Origin of the sequence: Allobacillus halotolerans (assembly GCF_018967645.1) — a bacterium.
GTDB classification, from domain to species: domain Bacteria; phylum Bacillota; class Bacilli; order Bacillales; family Alkalibacillaceae; genus Allobacillus; species Allobacillus halotolerans.
On sequence record NZ_JAHLZF010000002.1, the window covers coordinates 82,588 to 99,586 of the forward strand.

Genomic DNA, 16,999 nt, shown 5'->3' on the forward strand with positions numbered 1-16,999 from the left:
AAAGAAAGAGTTTTTCGCTTTATTGTATTAAGTGAATACACCGAGTATGGTCAAATAACACCTTCTCTTAAACTCTTATTTTCACCGAATTTTCTTCTCTTATTGACCGGTGGAAAAGCTTGATTCAATCCTTGGCAGACAACTGCCTCATGTCACTCAGCCATCTATCTTGCTATTAAACCATTAAATGCTGGCTCATGTTCTCAATATCGTTTGAAAAAATTCGATCTTGTTTTATGCTTGGTACGACTTTGCGAGATTGCTCATAAAAAGCTCGCGTTTCGCTTGCCATCCTTTCAACCCCTTGAAATTCCACGGCCTGCATCGCACAAATCAACTCAATCGCCAGTACTTTGCTCGTATTCAAAACGATTTGGTTCGCATGCCTCGCACCAATGGTTCCCATGCTGACATGGTCCTCTTGATTCGCAGAAGATGGAATCGAATCAACACTTGCTGGGTGGGCCAGTGTTTTGTTTTCTGAAACGAGTGAAGCGGCTGTGTATTGTAAAATCATTGCTCCTGATTCTAATCCAGGCTTGGCACTCAAAAAAGGCGGCAAATCATTTAACTGTGGGTTCACTAACCGTTCCACACGTCGTTCAGACATGTTTGCCATCTCAGCGACACCGATTTTTAATAAATCCATGGCAATCGCTACAGGCTGACCATGAAAATTGCCCCCAGAAAGAATCTTTCCTTCATCTGAAAATATTAACGGGTTGTCGGTTGCGGCATTAATCTCAATGGTCAGTTTTTCTTTCACGTAATTCAGGGTTTGCCATGAGGCACCAAATACTTGCGGAATACAACGCAATGAATAAGCATCCTGGACGCGCTTTTCTCCTTGTGCGGTCGTGAGTTGACTGTCTATCAGTAATTCACGCATTTGTTCCGCTACTTCAATCTGTTCCGGATAACCGCGTGCTTGATGAATAAGTCCATCAAATGCATCTCGAATTCCTTCCAAGCCTTCGATTGTCATGGCAGCAATTTTGAGCGCTTGATGCATGAGCCGCTCCGCACTTATATACGCGATACAGCCGGTAGCCGTAATCGCTTGCGTACCGTTAATTAGTGCGAGTCCTTCCTTCGCCTTTAATGCAAGTGGTTGTAATCCTTCTTGGGATAAGGCTTGGATTGCAGGTCGCCTTGTTCCCTTATAATAAACTTCTCCTTCACCCATTAAAACGAGCGCCAAATGAGCTAATGGAGCTAAGTCGCCACTTGCCCCCAATGATCCTTGTTGCGGAATGATCGGATGTATCCGGTGATTCAATAAATCAACTAACCGTTCAATGAGAACTGGACGAACGCCAGAATTTCCTTTCATTAATGCATTCGCTCGAAGCAAAACCATCGCTCGACTAATCTCTTCAGAAAAAGGCTCACCAACACCGCAAGCATGGGAGTGTATAAGATTCAATTGTAATGTTTCCAAATCACTTGGATTGATTGTTACATTCGCTAAATGGCCGAACCCTGTATTGATTCCATACATGGTTTGTTCGGTAGATAAAATTTCTTCGACAAAGGTACGACTCTGCTTGACCTTCTCGAGTTGGTCGGTTTCCAACGTCACGGATTCGTTTTCGTAAACAATACGCTTAACGTCTTCAATCGTTAGTTCATTACCATTTAATCGCAAAATGATCCCTCCAATTCATTTCCTCAATTCCTTTTCAGCTAAAAAATTGCTTAAAAAAGCAAAAAGGGACTCATATCCAAGAGTTTCTCTTGAATACAAGCCCCCTAGTGACTTATCTCTCAACTGGGCAAGACTTATATGTGATTGATTCCAAGACCGACAGCTTCGTGTTCCAATCCTTTGATTGGTGCGCCGATCGTCCCATAGAGCGCGACGGCAATCCACTCTCCTTCCGCTTGATTACTGTACGGTTTTCCTCGTACAACAGCAAAACGGAGTCCGACAGTTCGCATGATTTCACCGAGTTGTGATTGACCGCGCGTAACTCCTTCTAATGCTTCCAAAATCGCATGATATAAAGCATGTGTTTCTCGGTAAAGCCCTTCTTCGACTAATCGATTGCGCTTGGAAGCCGTCTCAATCGCTGACACAACTTTCTTTAGGTCCATCGATCCTGTTTTTCCGATACAAAACTGATATGGCTTCGTTGAATGGCCTTTGCCCACAGCTTCGAACTCTTCACTAAAATCTAAAACGAGCTGCAAAGCAAATTTTCCAATTCCTACTTGATGATCCTTCTCCATAGTAGTTGGCCTCTCTTAGAACGTTATTATCTGAATTGTATGCTACATTGTATTTGCTGTCAATTTGGATTGGCGTAGTTGTACATTTACGGTTTGATAACTATATTATTCACACTTATTGATCGTTATTCATCATTATGTAAGAAGACCTAATGATTTTTTATTCATTAGGTCTTCTTTGTTTAAATTAACGTTCTTTGTTATTATTCGATGAATCCCACGGAAAGTCCGTCCCGAACTTTTCCGCAAGCACTTTAGAATCTTTACTACGTTTTTTACGGTAATTCATCCGTTCTTCTGCACCATCATACAACCATTTTTCTTCTTCGGTTTCTGGATAAACAGGTGGTACTTCCACAGGTCTACCATCTGCATCAACCGCAACCATGGTCATAAATGCTGTTGCACAAACCTGTCGTTCACCTGTCAATAAATTTTCCGTAATTGCTTTTACGAAAACTTCCATGGAAGACCGATGTGTCCAAGTCACGAAAGCCTCCAAGCAAATGGTGTGGCCTGCTTTGACTGGATGTAAAAAGTCTACCGAGTCTGTGGAAGCTGTGACGACTGGCTTCCGTGCATGTCGTGTTGAAGCGATCGCTCCCACGTCGTCTAGATACTCCATTAACTTTCCACCGAACAATGTGCCGTGCATATTGGTATCCGGTGGCAAAACATGTGAGTTTCTCACGGTTAATGAATGAGAACATGGTTTTGCTTCTAAGTGATCACTCAAATATAACACCTTCCATCTTTATCTGCTACGATAAATAGTATTGTAGCATTTTACGATGAATTCTACACGTGTGGATAATTGTCATCCTCTTCAAATGAATATTCTTTTTTCCCTTTAATGCCTTGTTCAACTGCTAACTCTTTGGCAACTTTCACAGAATCCCATACAGGCGGCAGCATGAGAAGCGATACTGGTACTGCTGAAGCAACGATGAAGTTTTGGAACATCCCAACGTTACTTTGACCCATTGCCAATAAAGCGATTGCTGTCGCACCAAAGATTAATGCCCAGAATACACGGACAGACGTTTTCGGATTATCATTTCCTGTAACAGATACAGCAGAGGCATAAGCCATTGAATCCGTTGTCGTTGCTACGAAGATAATTGTGATAATCAAGAAACTGAAAGCAAGAATCGATGTAAATGGCATTTGTTCAAGGATCGCCATTACTGCCGCTTCTTGGCCGGAATTATTCAACGGTTCTGAAATGATTCCAGGATTTTTCGTTTCAAAGAAAATTCCTGTTCCGCCTAAAACGGTAAACCAGATATTACTGACGATTGGTGCAAGGATACCTACGGCTAAAATTAATTCACGGATTGTTCTACCTCTTGAAATCCGCGTAATAAAGATCGCCATCATTGGAGCGTATCCGATAAACCAACCCCAGAAGAAGACTGTCCAACCTGCTAACCATGCAGGGTCTCCACGCGTTAAACTCATCATGAGATAGTTAGAGATTTGAAAAGCTTCAGCTGATACAAACGCGTCAAAAATAAACATAGTTGGTCCAATGATTAAAATAACAATCATAAGAAGCACAGCAAAACCAACGTTGAAACGACTTAAAATCTGAATCCCTTTATCAACACCTGTAATTGCCGATACTGTAGAAATGGCAATAAGGATGACGATAAATGTAATTTGTGTCGCTAATGTATTCGGTAAACCGAAAATTTGTTCAGCAGCATAGGATGCTTGTAATCCTAAAAAGCCAATAGCACCTACCGTACCTGCCGCAACTGCAACCGCTGAAGTGACATCTGCCAAGATTCCAACAATATGATTTCTTTTAAATAGTTTGTCGCCAAAAATTGGGTATAAAATCGTACGTGGTTTCAACGGCATACCTTTATGGTAGTGAGCGTACATTAAAACGATTGTTGCCGTCGTACCTAAAATTGCCCAAGCGTTGAAGCCCCAATGTAAGAACGATTGGGAGAGACCGATAACTGCTTTATCCCACTCTGTTAATTCTCCATCTGTAAACAATGGAGGTGTGTTGAGAAAATGAGCCATCGGTTCTCCGGCTGCCCAGAACACACCGCCTGCAGCTAGCAATGTCGTTAAGATCATCGCAACCCAGCGGAAATTACTGTAGAGAGGACTGTCTACAAGCCCCAACTTAACTCTTCCGTACCTGGAAAACATCAAAATTAATCCGACAATAAACGTTGCAAAGACGAGGAGCTGCCAATATAAACCAAAGTACTTAGCGGAAAAATCAAATGAATTATTTACCCAAGCACTCATGTTATCCGGCATAAAGAATGCCAAAATAACGAATAATAATAGGAATCCTCCACTTATAATAAAGGAACCCCATTGAACTCCTGTCCCCAGGTATTCATCTGAATAATACTTCTTCTTTGTAAACTGATTTTTCTTTTCTTTAGACATTCGGTAAAAAACCCTCTCACTTTTTTTTGAAAGCTAATTTACAGATGTATTAGCCTATCCAATACTAAATTGTAGATAATCTGTGAACACTCGTCAAAGAAGATGTTATATATTATGTTTGAATAATAATGAGCAAATACGCGAATTTTTTGACTCAGCTATCTAAACTGAGATAATTCCTCCCTATATAATTGTATTCCCCTATAATGTTGAAAATTATGCTACAAATTTTTAATGGTTCTAAGTCAGAGGTTGGGGGGAAGCGAACGCCCAATCTTAATTTATACGACTCGAACTGCTACATTTTTATTTAACGAGGACTTAATATGGATATGATTTCTCTTTAATTAAGCTTTAGATACTTAAAACCGATAACCTTTGCTTCTTCGTACCATGTTCGATACTTTCCATAACGCCAACATATACATTAGAGCTTGAAATAAAAAAAAGACCCAATGATTCGTCATTAAAATCATCGGGTCTTCTCTATATTGAATAATCGTTTGTTTTTGTTTTTCGGTGAATCCTACGAGCGTATCAACTATAAATATTTTATAGCAGTTTACGATGAAATCTACACATGTGGATAATTGTCATCTTCTTCAAACGAATATTCTTTTTCACCTTTGATTCCTTGTTCAACCGCTAACTCTTTCGCAATCTTCACTGAATCCCATACTGGTGGAAGCAGGAGAAGCGATACAGGTACTGCCGAAGCAACGATGAAGTTTTGGAACATACCTACATTGCTTTCACCCATTGCCAATAAAGCGACTGCGATCGCTCCAAAGATCAATGCCCAGAATACACGGACAGATGTTTTTGGATTATCGTTTCCGGTAACAGACACAGCAGATGCATAAGCCATTGAGTCCGTTGTCGTTGCTACGAAGATAATTGTGATAATTAAGAAACTGAATGCCATAATCGACGTCAATGGCAGCTGTTCAAGTATCGCCATCACTGCGGCTTCTTGACCGGAGTTATTTAAAGGCTCTGAAATGATACCAGGCTTTTCTATTTCAAAGAAAATTCCAGTCCCACCTAGAACCGTAAACCATATATTACTGACAACTGGCGCAAAAATACCGGCAGCTAAAATCAACTCACGGATTGTTCTACCTCTTGAAATCCGTGTAATAAAGATTGCCATCATTGGTGCGAATCCGATGAACCAACCCCAGAAGAAAATCGTCCAACTCGCTAACCATGCAGGGTCTCCACGAGTCAAACTCATCATGAGGAAGTTTGAAATTTGAAATGCTTCAGCCGCTACAAATGCATCAAGTAAGAACATTGTTGGTCCAATGATTAAAATAACGATCATAAGAAGTACCGCAAAACCAACGTTGAAACGACTTAAAATCTGAATTCCCTTATCAACACCTGTGATCGCCGATACTGTAGAAATGGCAATAAGTATGACGATAAATGTAATTTGTGTCGCTAACGTATTCGGCATTCCGAAAATTTGCTCAGCGGCATAGGATGCTTGTAATCCTAAAAAGCCAATTGCACCTACCGTACCAGCTGCAACTGCAATTGCGGAAGTAACATCTGCTAAAATACCTATAATATTATTCTTCTTAAATAGTTTGTCTCCAAAAATCGGATACAAAATGGTACGCGGCTTTAGTGGCATACCTTTATGATAATGTGCGTACATTAATACAATTGTTGCCGTCGTACCTAAAATTGCCCAAGCACTAAAGCCCCAGTGCATGAACGATTGGGAGAGCCCGATAATCGCTTTATCCCATTCTGTTAATTCTCCATCAACGAATTGTGGAGGTGTATCTAGAAAGTGTGACATTGGTTCCCCAGCTGCCCAAAACACACCACCAGAAGCTAGTAATGTCGTTAAAATCATTGCGACCCAGCGGAAATTACTATAGTGAGGACTGTCTATAAGTCCTAACTTTACTCTTCCATACCTAGAAAACATTAAAACCAAACCGACAATAAATGTTGCTAGGAGGAGAATTTGCCAATATAGACCAAAATATTTAGCAGAAAAATCAAATGAATTATTCACCCATGCACTCATGTTATCTGGCATAAAGAATGCCAATATAACGAATAATAATAGGAATCCTCCACTTATAACAAAGGAACCCCATTGAACTCCTGTCCCCAGATATTCATCTGAATAATACTTCTTTTTCGTAAACTGCTTTTTTTTCTCATTTGCCATTAGGAAAAAAACCCTCTCAATTTTTTTGAAAAGCCAACCTAATAAATGATTAGCTATCCAACTTTAAATTGTAGATAATCTGTGAACACTCGTCAAAGAAGATATTCTATATTATAGTGGAATAATTGCGAGCTATTTTGAGTATTTTACGACCAAGCTATATAATCTCAGATAATTCTTCATTATCTAATGCATTCCACGCCAATGTTAAATTTATTCCTATGAATTTTCTAAGAATTCATCGATTTAAACTTTACCTTTATGCTCTGTCGGGATCTCTCGGTACTTGTGAACTTTGTTTTTAATTGTGGTTGAATCTAAAATATTTCCAACAAGACTTTGCGATATGTTTTTTGCACATTCGAGTCTACCGGGCAATCAAAAAACATTTTACAACTTGATTCCATTCTATTTGTAAATTCTGATACAATTTCAATTAAGGTTGAAAAACAAGGTAGGGCTTCAAAAGATACATCTACGAAAATGAGTATTAATGGGGTGGGAAAAATGAAATTACTTCATACATTTTTTGACTTAAAACAGAATGGACATCTTCAAAGTGCGCGAGAAGAGATCACACGTTTAGCGGAAGAACAAGAAAAAAATCCGTCAATCCTTTTCGAAGCGGGTTTATTGCATAAAAATCTTGAGATGATGCCCCAAGCAATTACATACTTTAACCAAGCACTTGAATTGGATTTGCTGGAAGACATACGCAAAAATTCGTTGTTTCATCTCGGAGCGTGTTACCGTGCTGTCGGTTTATATGAAAATGCAAAGGAAGCCTTTGAAATTGGCATGAGTGAGTTCCCTGCCGCGAATGAATTTTACATTTATTTTGCCATGACCTTATATAATATGGATGAATCGGATTTAGCAATGGAAATTGTACTCTCTAAGTTATTGGAAACGACAAAAGACGAAAACATTCTAAAACATAAAGAAGAGTTTTCTTTTTATGCGAGTAGGCTTGATGAATTATTCAATTAGGAAATGAATCAATTTCATAATTGACCTTTTGACTTTGGTCTACTTCGTTTCCCGCAGGCAAGGGGCGTATAAAATGCATGTGTGGACTCAATACCGTGGTAATGGGCTCATAAAACTCGCAAGTCGGCCCAATAGACAAGGTGAGGGGCACATAAATTCGTGAGCCAGTCGGTCACATTAGACGAATGGCAGACTGGTAAATTACACTAGCACGTTCATATAAAATGATAAATTCCCCTCATATCATTCGTGGGTGGGTTCATGTCTTCATCAATCGGGTTCATTTTATCGGTCTGCTATAAATTTTAGGCGTCACGCCTATATTTGTGCCCTTTTTTGGTATTATATAATCCCTGAGTGGATCGATTTGCGTCTGCTTTTTACGGATATGCGCCTTAATATAATTGAAATGCACCCAACTCACTCATATATGCTACCAAAATTAGATTTTATGTGCCTTGCACATAATAAAGCGAACTAAACAGATCGTATTGGTTCTACAAATAGAAACATCCCCGAAAACCACACATTGAACGGTTCGGGGAAGTTCTTTATTCATTCGCTAGTTTTTTCTTGAGGTTCGTCAACATATCTTCTGTGACGTCGTCTAATGAAAATTTTGGCTTGAATTCCCATTCTTCTTTTGCAGCTATGCAATCTATAGAATTTGGCCAGCTTTCCGCTATTTTCTGTCTGACAGGGTCGACTTCATAATCCAATTCAAAAGAAGGTAAATGTTTTTGAATCGAACGCTTGAAATCTTCTGGCTCGGCACTAAACGCTGCCACATTAAAGGCATTTCGGTGCTGCAAACGTTCTGGGTTTGCTTCCATTAACTGAATGATTGCGTCAATCGCATCTTGCATATACATCATATCCATCTGCGTACCTTTTCCGATAAACGATGTATATTTATTCTGTTTCAACGCCTCATAATAAATCTCAACGGCATAGTCCGTCGTGCCACCACCTGGTTCTGTCACATAGGAAATCAAACCAGGAAAGCGAACGCCACGTGTGTCGACACCAAAACGATTATAGTAGTAATCACATAACAATTCGCCTGCAACCTTATTGACACCATACATGGTCATTGGTCGTTGCATCGTGTCTTGTGGTGTCAGATCTTTTGGCGTATTTGGACCAAATGCACCGATCGAGCTCGGTGTGAAAAATTGAGCATCTAATTCGCGTGCTACTTCCAACGCGTTCATCAATCCACCCATGTTCAAGTTCCAAGCAAATTGAGGGTTATTCTCTGCTTTTGCTGATAATAATGCAGCTAAGTGCATAATGGTGTCTACATTATATTTCTTTGCGATGTCATGCATGGCCCGTTCATCGGTAACATCTAATACCTCAAAAGGACCACTCGTGTCATCTAAGTTTTCAGGCTTTCGAATGTCGGTAGCAATGACATTCGAATGTCCATACGTTTCTCTTAGCTGTGCGGTCAATTCAGATCCAATTTGACCGAGCGCTCCTGTTACTAAAATGTTCTTCATTCAGGAATCCCCCTCTGTTCCTCTCTCTCTATTCTATTGGATGATACCCATTGCTTTTCCGACTTTTTCATAAATCGAAATAGCTTCATCTAGCATTTCCTTCGTGTGTGCCGCTGTCGGCATATTTCTTACACGGCCTGTACCACGAGGAACAGTTGGGAAGACGATGGATTTTGCATAAACGCCTTCTTCGTACAAACGCTTACTGAATTCTTGGGTTGTTTTTTCATCTCCGATAATACAAGGTGTAATTGGTGTTTCACTCTCACCAATGTCAAAACCTAAGTTCTTCAAACCTTCTTTTAGATAATTTCCATTTTCCCATAAACGATCGTGAAGTTCTGTTGACTCCATCAACAAATCGATTGCTTTTGTACATGCCGTAACATCGGCAGGTGACAAGGATGTTGAGAAAAGGAAAGGACGTGAACGCACCTTTAACCAGTCAATCAAGTTTTGTTTACCAGCTACATAGCCACCGACAACACCGATTGCTTTCGAAAGAGTCCCCATTTGAAAGTCGATTTCATCTTGAAGACCAAAATGCTTCACTGTGCCGGCACCTTTCCCCATCACTCCAGATCCGTGGGCATCATCAACATACGTAATTAAGTCAAACTCTTTGGCGATTTCAACGATCCCTGGAAGATTTGCGACGTCTCCATCCATCGAAAATACGCCATCAGTGATGATCATAATTTTATTATACTGACCTGATTCTTTGGCTTCTTTCGCCTTCTGTCTTAAATCTTCCATATCAGAATGGTTGAAACGAATGATTTTCGCTTTGGAAAGACGACAGCCATCGATAATGGAAGCGTGATTCAGTTCATCAGATAAAATGGCGTCATTTTTATCCATTACGGCAGAAATCGCCGCCATATTACAGTTGAAGCCGGAAGTATAAGCGATTGCAGCTTCAGTTCCTTTAAATTCAGCAATTTTTTCCTCAAGCTTCACGTGGACATCCAATGTTCCATTAATCGTACGAACGGCACCAGCTCCGACACCATGTGAATCAACATGTTGCTTTGCGACTTCTTTTAGTCGTTCATCCGTTGCAAGACCCAAATAGTTATTAGAGGATAGATTGATTAATTCTTTTCCTTTAATCGTTATTTTTGGGCCATTTGCACCTTCAACAACCTCGATCTCATTATAAAGACCTTGGTCTTTTAATTCCTGTAAATTTTCATTCAAAAATTGATCTAACGTTTCACTAGGCATTTTGTTACCTCCTGAATCATTTTCATTTCATTCCCATTAGTATGATAACATGATTTTTTGTCCTTGTAACGGAATAGCAAACTCATATGAAAGCGCTTTACTCCCAATTTAAATAAAAGCAGAAGACCGTTTGGCCTCCTGCTCGCTTTTTAACTATACTCTTTCAGGTTCTTCACTCAATTGGCGGACTTTGCTTGTTTCACGAGTTGGCTGGTGTTCACCAGACTCAATCAACTCCATGTAATGACAAGCTCCTTGGTGACCTTCTGCCATATATCCTGTGCTGCGTAGCTCAGGTGTCTCTTCCTTACAACGTTCTGTCGCAAATGGACAACGTGTATGGAAACGACAGCCAGTAGGCGGATCGATCGGTGAAGGTACATCTCCTTGTAGGAAGATACGATCTTTATCATGATCTGGATCCGGTACTGGAATAGCAGATAATAAAGCTTTTGTATAAGGATGTTGAGGATTTTCAAAGATGGACTTCTTATCTCCCACCTCAACGATTTTTCCTAGATACATGACGATGACTCGATCTGAGATATGACGAACAACGCCAAGGTCATGTGAAATGAATAAATACGTCAAATTCATTTCTTTTTGGAACTTTTTCAATAGGTTCAACACTTGCGCCTGGATAGAAACGTCCAATGCTGAAACAGCCTCGTCACAGACGATAAGTTTTGGATCAACAGACAATGCACGGGCAATCCCGATACGCTGACGCTGTCCACCAGAGAATTCATGTGGGTAGCGGTCTGCATGGTATGGTTGTAATCCGACTGTTTCTAACAATTCAGCAATTCGGTCGGCACGTTCTTCTTTCGGAACGACACCTTGAATCGCCATCGCTTCTCTTAATGTTTCACGTACTGTTTGACGTGGATTTAAAGAAGCATATGGATCCTGGAAAATAATTTGCATATCTTTACGCATTTTACGCATTTCTTTTTTATTCAAATCCAGTAGGTTGATACCATCGAATTCAACCGTGCCGTCTGTCGGATTATCCAATCGTAAAATAGCTCGACCTGTCGTAGATTTTCCGCATCCGGATTCACCAACGACACTGACTGTTTCTCCTTCGTGAACGGTGAAAGATATGTCATCAACCGCTTTAACATTATTGACAGTCCGGCCTAAAATGCCACCTTTAATTGGGAAGTACTGTTTTAAATTTTTAACTTTCAGTAGTTCTTTCTGGCTCATATACTTTCACCCCCGGGTCGCCGTTCCACTCATCGGTGTAAATCCAACAGCGAATTTGTTCTCCATCCCCGACATCGTCAAGAGATGGCAATTTCTCATGGCAAAGATCCGTCGCAAATGGACAACGTGGTGCAAATCGACAACCAACAGGCATCTCATCTGGACTAGGTACAGTTCCTTTAATCGGTGTCAATTCTTCTTGGTCTCGATCACTACGCGGTAGGGATTTCAAAAGACCTACTGTATATGGATGACGTGGATTTTTGAATAATGTTCTCACATCTGCATACTCGACGACCTTACCACAATACATAACTGCTACATAATCACACGTTTCAGCAACAACACCTAAGTCATGTGTAATCATGACAACGGACATGCCTAATTCATCTTGTAATTCTTTAATCAATTCAAGAATCTGTGCCTGAATCGTAACGTCCAACGCAGTCGTTGGCTCATCTGCAATCAATAAGTCCGGTTTACATGCCAAGGCCATGGCAATCATGACACGTTGACGCATTCCACCGGATAATTCGAATGGATATTGGTCCAATCGCTTCTCAGGTGAAGGAATGCCAACAAGTTTCAACATCTCGATCGCTCGCTTGCTTCCTTCTTTTTTCCCTAATCCTTGATGGATTTTATATGATTCTCGGATCTGTTGTCCGACTGTATATGTTGGGTTTAAAGAGGTCATCGGTTCTTGGAAAATCATTGAGATTTGATTTCCACGGATTTTACGCATTTCCTTTTCAGTTAAATCCAAAAGGTTCTTCCCTCTGAATTTTATCTCTCCACCTTTGATTTTCCCTGGGTGGCTAATCAATTGCAAAATAGACATCGCAGTGATACTTTTACCTGATCCCGATTCCCCTACGATACCTAGCGTTTTACCTGCTGGTACATCAAAGGTCACTCCATCAACCGCTTTGACTTCACCGCCTTCGGTAAAGAAAGATGTCCGGAGGTCTGTTACTTCTAGTATGGATTCGTTTGTACTCAATGATTCCACCTCACTTTCATTTATTAGTCCATATCAATACGTTTGTTCAATAATGTGTATGAAATGTCTACGATTAAATTTACGACAACGAAAATAACCGAAATGATTAGAATACAGGCTTGCACGACTGGAAAGTCTCTCGCCATAATTGAGTCGATAACCAATCGGCCCAGTCCATTAATACTAAATACTGTTTCAGTAAGTACCGTACCTGCCAACAATGTTCCGAATTGCAAACCGACGACAGTAACAACTGGAATTAACGCGTTCTTCAGTGCGTGTCTATATATAACGATTTGTTCGTGAACCCCTTTTGCTCGTGCTGTTCGAATATAGTCTTGGGAAATAACATCAAGCATACTCGAACGGGTCATCCGGGCAATAACTGCGGCACCAGCTGTTCCTAATGTAATTACTGGCAACACGATCTGTTCGACCGATCCCCAACCGGTTGGCGGGAACCATCCTAACTGAATGGAGAACCAGTTCATCAACATCAATCCTAGCCAGAAGTTCGGCATCGACATACCGAACAACGCAATAATCATGATTGTCACATCCCGCACGGAATACTGACGAACGGCAGAAACAATACCGGCAATCAAACCGATGAAAATACTTAATATTGTACTATAAATTGCCAGTTCCATCGTCACCCAGAATCTAGGTTTGATTTCGTCAAAAACTGGCGTGTTATTTCTATAAGAATAGCCAAAATCCAATTGAGCAACATCTGTAACAAAATTTACATATTGAACTGGAAGCGGATCATCTAATCCCATGCTGACTTCGATCCGTTCAATTGTACTTTGAGATGCTGTTTCACCCGCAATAAGCTGAGCTGGATTCCCTGGTGTTAAATGCATCAGTAAGAATACAAGCAATGTTACACCAAACAGTACGGGTATTAATTGAAATAAACGACGTATAATATATGTTGTCATTTTTCTGTTCGCACCCCTTTCCTAGTTCTTCAATTTCGGATCGAGAGCATCTCGTAATCCATCACCAAAAATATTAAATGCCAATACAACAATAACAATTGCCATACCTGGGAAGAATGCAATGTATCCAGCATCGAAAATGTAATCTCTTCCGTCATTCAGCATAGCGCCCCATTCTGGCATCGGCGGTTGAGCACCCATACCTAAGAACGACAGCCCTGCAGCAGTCAAGATTGCTGAGGCTATGTAAAGGGTCGCATTCACGATGACCGGAGAAGAAACGTTCGGCAAGATATGTTTAAAAATAATTCGAAAATCTGATGATCCTAATGCACGAATGGCATCTACATATTCGAGCTTCTTCGCTGCCAATGTTGAGCCTCGCACGATTCTGGCAAAACCAGGTATCGCATAAATGGCTACCGCAATCGTAACGTTGACCAAACTACCGCCCAAAATACTTACAATCGCAAGTGCGAGTAAGATTCCCGGGAAAGCTAGTAAAATATCGATGAGTCGCATGATGAAGTTATCAATACGCCCGCCATAATAGCCGGCAACGATTCCTAATGGCACACCCATGATCGCGCCCAAAAAGACAGAGCCAAAACCTACACCTAACGTATATTTCATCCCATAAACGATTCTAGTGAAGATATCCCTTCCCATATGGTCTGTCCCAAACCAATGTTCAGTAGACGGTCGACTAAATTTATTAATGACATCTACATCACTCGGGTCCATTTTTAATAGGAATGGACCGACGATTGATACGATTGATAAAAATACAATCGTATAGAAACCAATCAATGCCGCTTTGTTTTTCTTTAAGCGTTTATAGAAATCTTTCAATGGTGACGGTTTCTTATGTTCTGTTTGCAATTCAATCTCTGTGTTTTGTTCAATATTTTGATTTGCCATTCCAGGAGCCCCCCTTTTTTCATTGTAGAGAAATCGGTTTTTACTATATGTCTACTCATTATCGTCTTGCCATAACATCCGGTTCGTTTTCAAAATTGTGCGACACTTTTGGTGAAGAAGTTCTACTTAGTATACCAATTTAAAAAAATTAGTAATTAGTAGATTTCTGGAAGGATGTTAAGGAAGTATGTCGAACCGTTTCTAGATAATCATAAACGCTAGACTAAATTTTGACAACATTATTTCTTATATAGATATAATTCAGAAAATAATTAAAAAAATGAAAAATATTTAGCACCTCTTCTTCTTAGTTAGCTGGATTGCGAAGTTTATGGGATTTTTGATTAAATCAAACCTTGCTAATTGTGAAAAAATAAGGTATGATTTTTCTAACCCTATTTTACATAGGGAAAACGATATATTCTCAAGGGGGTAACACGCACTATGAAGTCAAAAAAATTACTTTGGCTGTTCGCGTTAATGCTGGTTCTATCTCTAGTATTAGCGGCATGTGCCGGTGATGGCGAGTCTGATAGTGAAGGTGAGTCAGGCGAGTCAGAAAGCGGTTCTGAAGAGTCGGGTTCTGAAGAAGATTCTAGTGAATCTGATTCTGAAGACAGTGAAGGTGAGGAAGCATCTGGAGGAGATGGCAGTAATGATGTCGTCCTAGCAGTATCTTCTGATATTGTATCATTAGATCCACACATAGAAAACGACGTTCCTTCTAGTAACGTACGTGACAACATTTATGAAACTTTAGTTGAACAAGACAGCGATATGAATATCGTTGAAGGTCTTGCGACAGATTGGGAACAAAAAGATGATACGACATGGGTATTCACACTTAGAGAAGGTGTAACATTCCATGATGGTTCTGACTTTACAGCTGAAGACGTAAAAGCGAACCTTGATCGTGTACTTGACCCTGCAGTTGCATCACCACGTGCTTTCCTTTATGACATGGTTACAGAAGTTAATGTACTTGGTGATCACGAACTAGAAATTAAGACGGAATATCCATTCGCTCCACTTCTAGCTCACTTAGCTCACGATGCTGGTGGTGTCATGAGTAAGGATGTCATCGACGCTGACTATGAGAATGCAATCTCAGAAGCAGGCCTAGACATCACGCTTGATGAATACTATCAAGCAAGAGCTGACGGTAGCGAAGAGTATTCTAGAATGGAAGAAAATGATGAAGGTGAAGAGGTTGAAGCAGGTTATGTAGCAGACCTAGCGGAATACACTGGTATTCACTCTGCTCAGAACCCAATCGGTACTGGCTACTTCAAATTAGAAGAGCGTCAGTCTGGTGAAAAGACAGTTCTATCCCGTTACGAAGATTACTGGGGTGAGCCTGCTAAACCATCAACTGTTACATTTAAAGTAGTACCTGAACCATCTGCTCGTATTGCTGAATTGGAAACTGGTGAATCTCACATTGTAGACCCACTTCAGCCAACAGACGTTAGCCGTGTTGAAAGCAATGAAGATACACGCGTAAATAACCAACCGTCTACAAGCTTGTCTTACATTGGATTCAATGTTGAAAAAGAACCATTTGATGATCCAAAAGTACGTCAAGCAATTAACCTAGCTATCAACAACGAAGAAATCATCGAAGGAATCTACCAAGGTAATGGTACACCAGCAACTGGACCATTAGCACCAGGTGTATTCGGATATGATGAAAGTGTTAAAGGTTTAGGCTATGAGCCAGACCAAGCGAAAAAACTTCTAGAGGAAGCTGGCTACGGTGATGGCTTCGAAACGACTCTATGGACAAACGATAATGAGCAACGTGTAGAAACGGCTCTTTATGTTCAAGATGCTCTAAGCGATTATGGCATCGACGTTCAGATCGAAGAACTTGAGTGGGGTGCTTACCTCGAAAGAACTTCGAATGGTGAACATGACATGTTCGTACTTGGTTGGTCCACTGTAACAGGTGACGCTGACTACGGACTATATGCACTATTCCACTCTGAAATGGTTGGTTCTCCAGGTAACCGTTCATTCATTAAAAATGATGAACTTGATAAACTTCTAGATGAAGGTCGTCGTGAGACAGACGAACAAAAACGTGCTGAGATTTACAAAGAAGCACAAGAAAAACTAACTGAACTTGCTCCAATGCTTTACATTCACCACCAAAACTACTTGACTGGTGTTCGCGAAGAGGTTGAAAACTTCTCTGTTGATACATTGGGTATTTATCAGTTAAAAGATGTTACAATCAGTGAGTAATCATTGATGATTAAAACCGGAGGATATGTTCCTCCGGTTTTTTTCTGTTTTTTGTCTACAATGCTTTAAAAGGCACATATATCTCGACTTTGGGCACATAAATTTT

General features: G+C 40.3%; 13 protein-coding genes. 2 read left to right on the forward strand and 11 right to left on the reverse strand.

Going from position 1 to position 16,999, the window contains the following annotated elements; genetic code table 11:
• Positions 1–175: 175 nt before the first annotated feature.
• The 5 genes from hutH to KQ486_RS02110 all read right to left on the reverse strand — a co-directional run bounded on the left by hutH (position 176) and on the right by KQ486_RS02110 (position 6,844).
• The gene (gene hutH, locus KQ486_RS02090) at positions 176–1,651 is read right to left on the reverse strand and encodes a histidine ammonia-lyase (protein ID WP_144161347.1); all 1,476 of its coding nucleotides are present in this window, start codon (positions 1,649–1,651) and stop codon (positions 176–178) included.
• A gap of 131 nt (positions 1,652–1,782) precedes the next feature.
• Positions 1,783–2,232 carry a histidine utilization transcription antiterminator HutP gene (hutP, locus tag KQ486_RS02095; RefSeq protein WP_144161344.1) on the reverse strand — a complete coding sequence of 150 codons (450 nt, stop codon included), beginning with the start codon at positions 2,230–2,232 and terminating at the stop codon, positions 1,783–1,785.
• A gap of 187 nt (positions 2,233–2,419) precedes the next feature.
• Complete coding sequence (locus KQ486_RS02100; RefSeq protein WP_246569101.1) at positions 2,420–2,968, reverse strand: acyl-CoA thioesterase; 549 nt, start codon at positions 2,966–2,968, stop codon at positions 2,420–2,422.
• Positions 2,969–3,030: 62 nt separating this feature from the next.
• The gene (locus KQ486_RS02105; protein WP_216686636.1) at positions 3,031–4,650 is read right to left on the reverse strand and encodes a BCCT family transporter; all 1,620 of its coding nucleotides are present in this window, start codon (positions 4,648–4,650) and stop codon (positions 3,031–3,033) included.
• A 574-nt stretch (positions 4,651–5,224) separates the two neighbouring features.
• Complete coding sequence (locus KQ486_RS02110; protein WP_216686637.1) at positions 5,225–6,844, reverse strand: BCCT family transporter; 1,620 nt, start codon at positions 6,842–6,844, stop codon at positions 5,225–5,227.
• Between the two features lie 507 nt (positions 6,845–7,351).
• On the opposite strand from KQ486_RS02110, the gene KQ486_RS02115 reads away from it, so the two are divergent.
• Entirely contained in the window at positions 7,352–7,834 is a 483-nt protein-coding gene (locus KQ486_RS02115; protein WP_216686638.1) for a tetratricopeptide repeat protein, read from the forward strand.
• Positions 7,835–8,385: 551 nt separating this feature from the next.
• Here KQ486_RS02115 and KQ486_RS02120 read toward each other — a convergent pair.
• From KQ486_RS02120 to KQ486_RS02145, 6 genes are all read right to left on the reverse strand, one after another.
• Complete coding sequence (locus tag KQ486_RS02120; protein WP_216686639.1) at positions 8,386–9,339, reverse strand: L-threonine 3-dehydrogenase; 954 nt, start codon at positions 9,337–9,339, stop codon at positions 8,386–8,388.
• A 33-nt stretch (positions 9,340–9,372) separates the two neighbouring features.
• Complete coding sequence (locus KQ486_RS02125) at positions 9,373–10,566, reverse strand: glycine C-acetyltransferase (protein WP_144161328.1); 1,194 nt, start codon at positions 10,564–10,566, stop codon at positions 9,373–9,375.
• A 153-nt stretch (positions 10,567–10,719) separates the two neighbouring features.
• Positions 10,720–11,778 (reverse strand): ABC transporter ATP-binding protein, encoded by a 1,059-nt coding sequence (locus KQ486_RS02130; RefSeq protein WP_144161326.1) that lies wholly within the window; start codon positions 11,776–11,778, stop codon positions 10,720–10,722.
• Positions 11,750–12,781, reverse strand: coding sequence for an ABC transporter ATP-binding protein (locus KQ486_RS02135; protein ID WP_216686640.1), 1,032 nt, complete (start codon positions 12,779–12,781; stop codon positions 11,750–11,752). The genes KQ486_RS02130 and KQ486_RS02135 overlap by 29 nt, the downstream gene beginning before the upstream one ends.
• A 23-nt stretch (positions 12,782–12,804) precedes the next feature.
• Entirely contained in the window at positions 12,805–13,725 is a 921-nt protein-coding gene (gene nikB, locus KQ486_RS02140) for a nickel ABC transporter permease (protein WP_216686641.1), read from the reverse strand.
• A gap of 21 nt (positions 13,726–13,746) precedes the next feature.
• The gene (locus tag KQ486_RS02145) at positions 13,747–14,646 is read right to left on the reverse strand and encodes an ABC transporter permease (RefSeq protein ID WP_216686642.1); all 900 of its coding nucleotides are present in this window, start codon (positions 14,644–14,646) and stop codon (positions 13,747–13,749) included.
• A gap of 444 nt (positions 14,647–15,090) precedes the next feature.
• Here KQ486_RS02145 and KQ486_RS02150 point away from each other — a divergent pair, with 444 nt between their 5' ends.
• Positions 15,091–16,893, forward strand: a complete 1,803-nt coding sequence (locus tag KQ486_RS02150) for a glutathione ABC transporter substrate-binding protein (protein ID WP_216686643.1) — start codon at positions 15,091–15,093, stop codon at positions 16,891–16,893.
• Positions 16,894–16,999: the final 106 nt, after the last annotated feature.

Bases quoted from the DNA above. Each gene is read 5' to 3' on its own strand.
- hutP (WP_144161344.1), bottom strand. From the start codon at position 2,232: ATGGAGAAGGATCATCAAGTAGGAATTGGAAAATTTGCTTTGCAGCTC.
- KQ486_RS02105 (WP_216686636.1), bottom strand. From the start codon at position 4,650: ATGTCTAAAGAAAAGAAAAATCAGTTTACAAAGAAGAAGTATTATTCA.
- KQ486_RS02110 (WP_216686637.1), bottom strand. From the start codon at position 6,844: ATGGCAAATGAGAAAAAAAAGCAGTTTACGAAAAAGAAGTATTATTCA.
- KQ486_RS02115 (WP_216686638.1), top strand. From the start codon at position 7,352: ATGAAATTACTTCATACATTTTTTGACTTAAAACAGAATGGACATCTT.
- KQ486_RS02120 (WP_216686639.1), bottom strand. From the start codon at position 9,339: ATGAAGAACATTTTAGTAACAGGAGCGCTCGGTCAAATTGGATCTGAA.
- KQ486_RS02125 (WP_144161328.1), bottom strand. From the start codon at position 10,566: ATGCCTAGTGAAACGTTAGATCAATTTTTGAATGAAAATTTACAGGAA.
- KQ486_RS02130 (WP_144161326.1), bottom strand. From the start codon at position 11,778: ATGAGCCAGAAAGAACTACTGAAAGTTAAAAATTTAAAACAGTACTTC.
- nikB (WP_216686641.1), bottom strand. From the start codon at position 13,725: ATGACAACATATATTATACGTCGTTTATTTCAATTAATACCCGTACTG.
- KQ486_RS02145 (WP_216686642.1), bottom strand. From the start codon at position 14,646: ATGGCAAATCAAAATATTGAACAAAACACAGAGATTGAATTGCAAACA.
- KQ486_RS02150 (WP_216686643.1), top strand. From the start codon at position 15,091: ATGAAGTCAAAAAAATTACTTTGGCTGTTCGCGTTAATGCTGGTTCTA.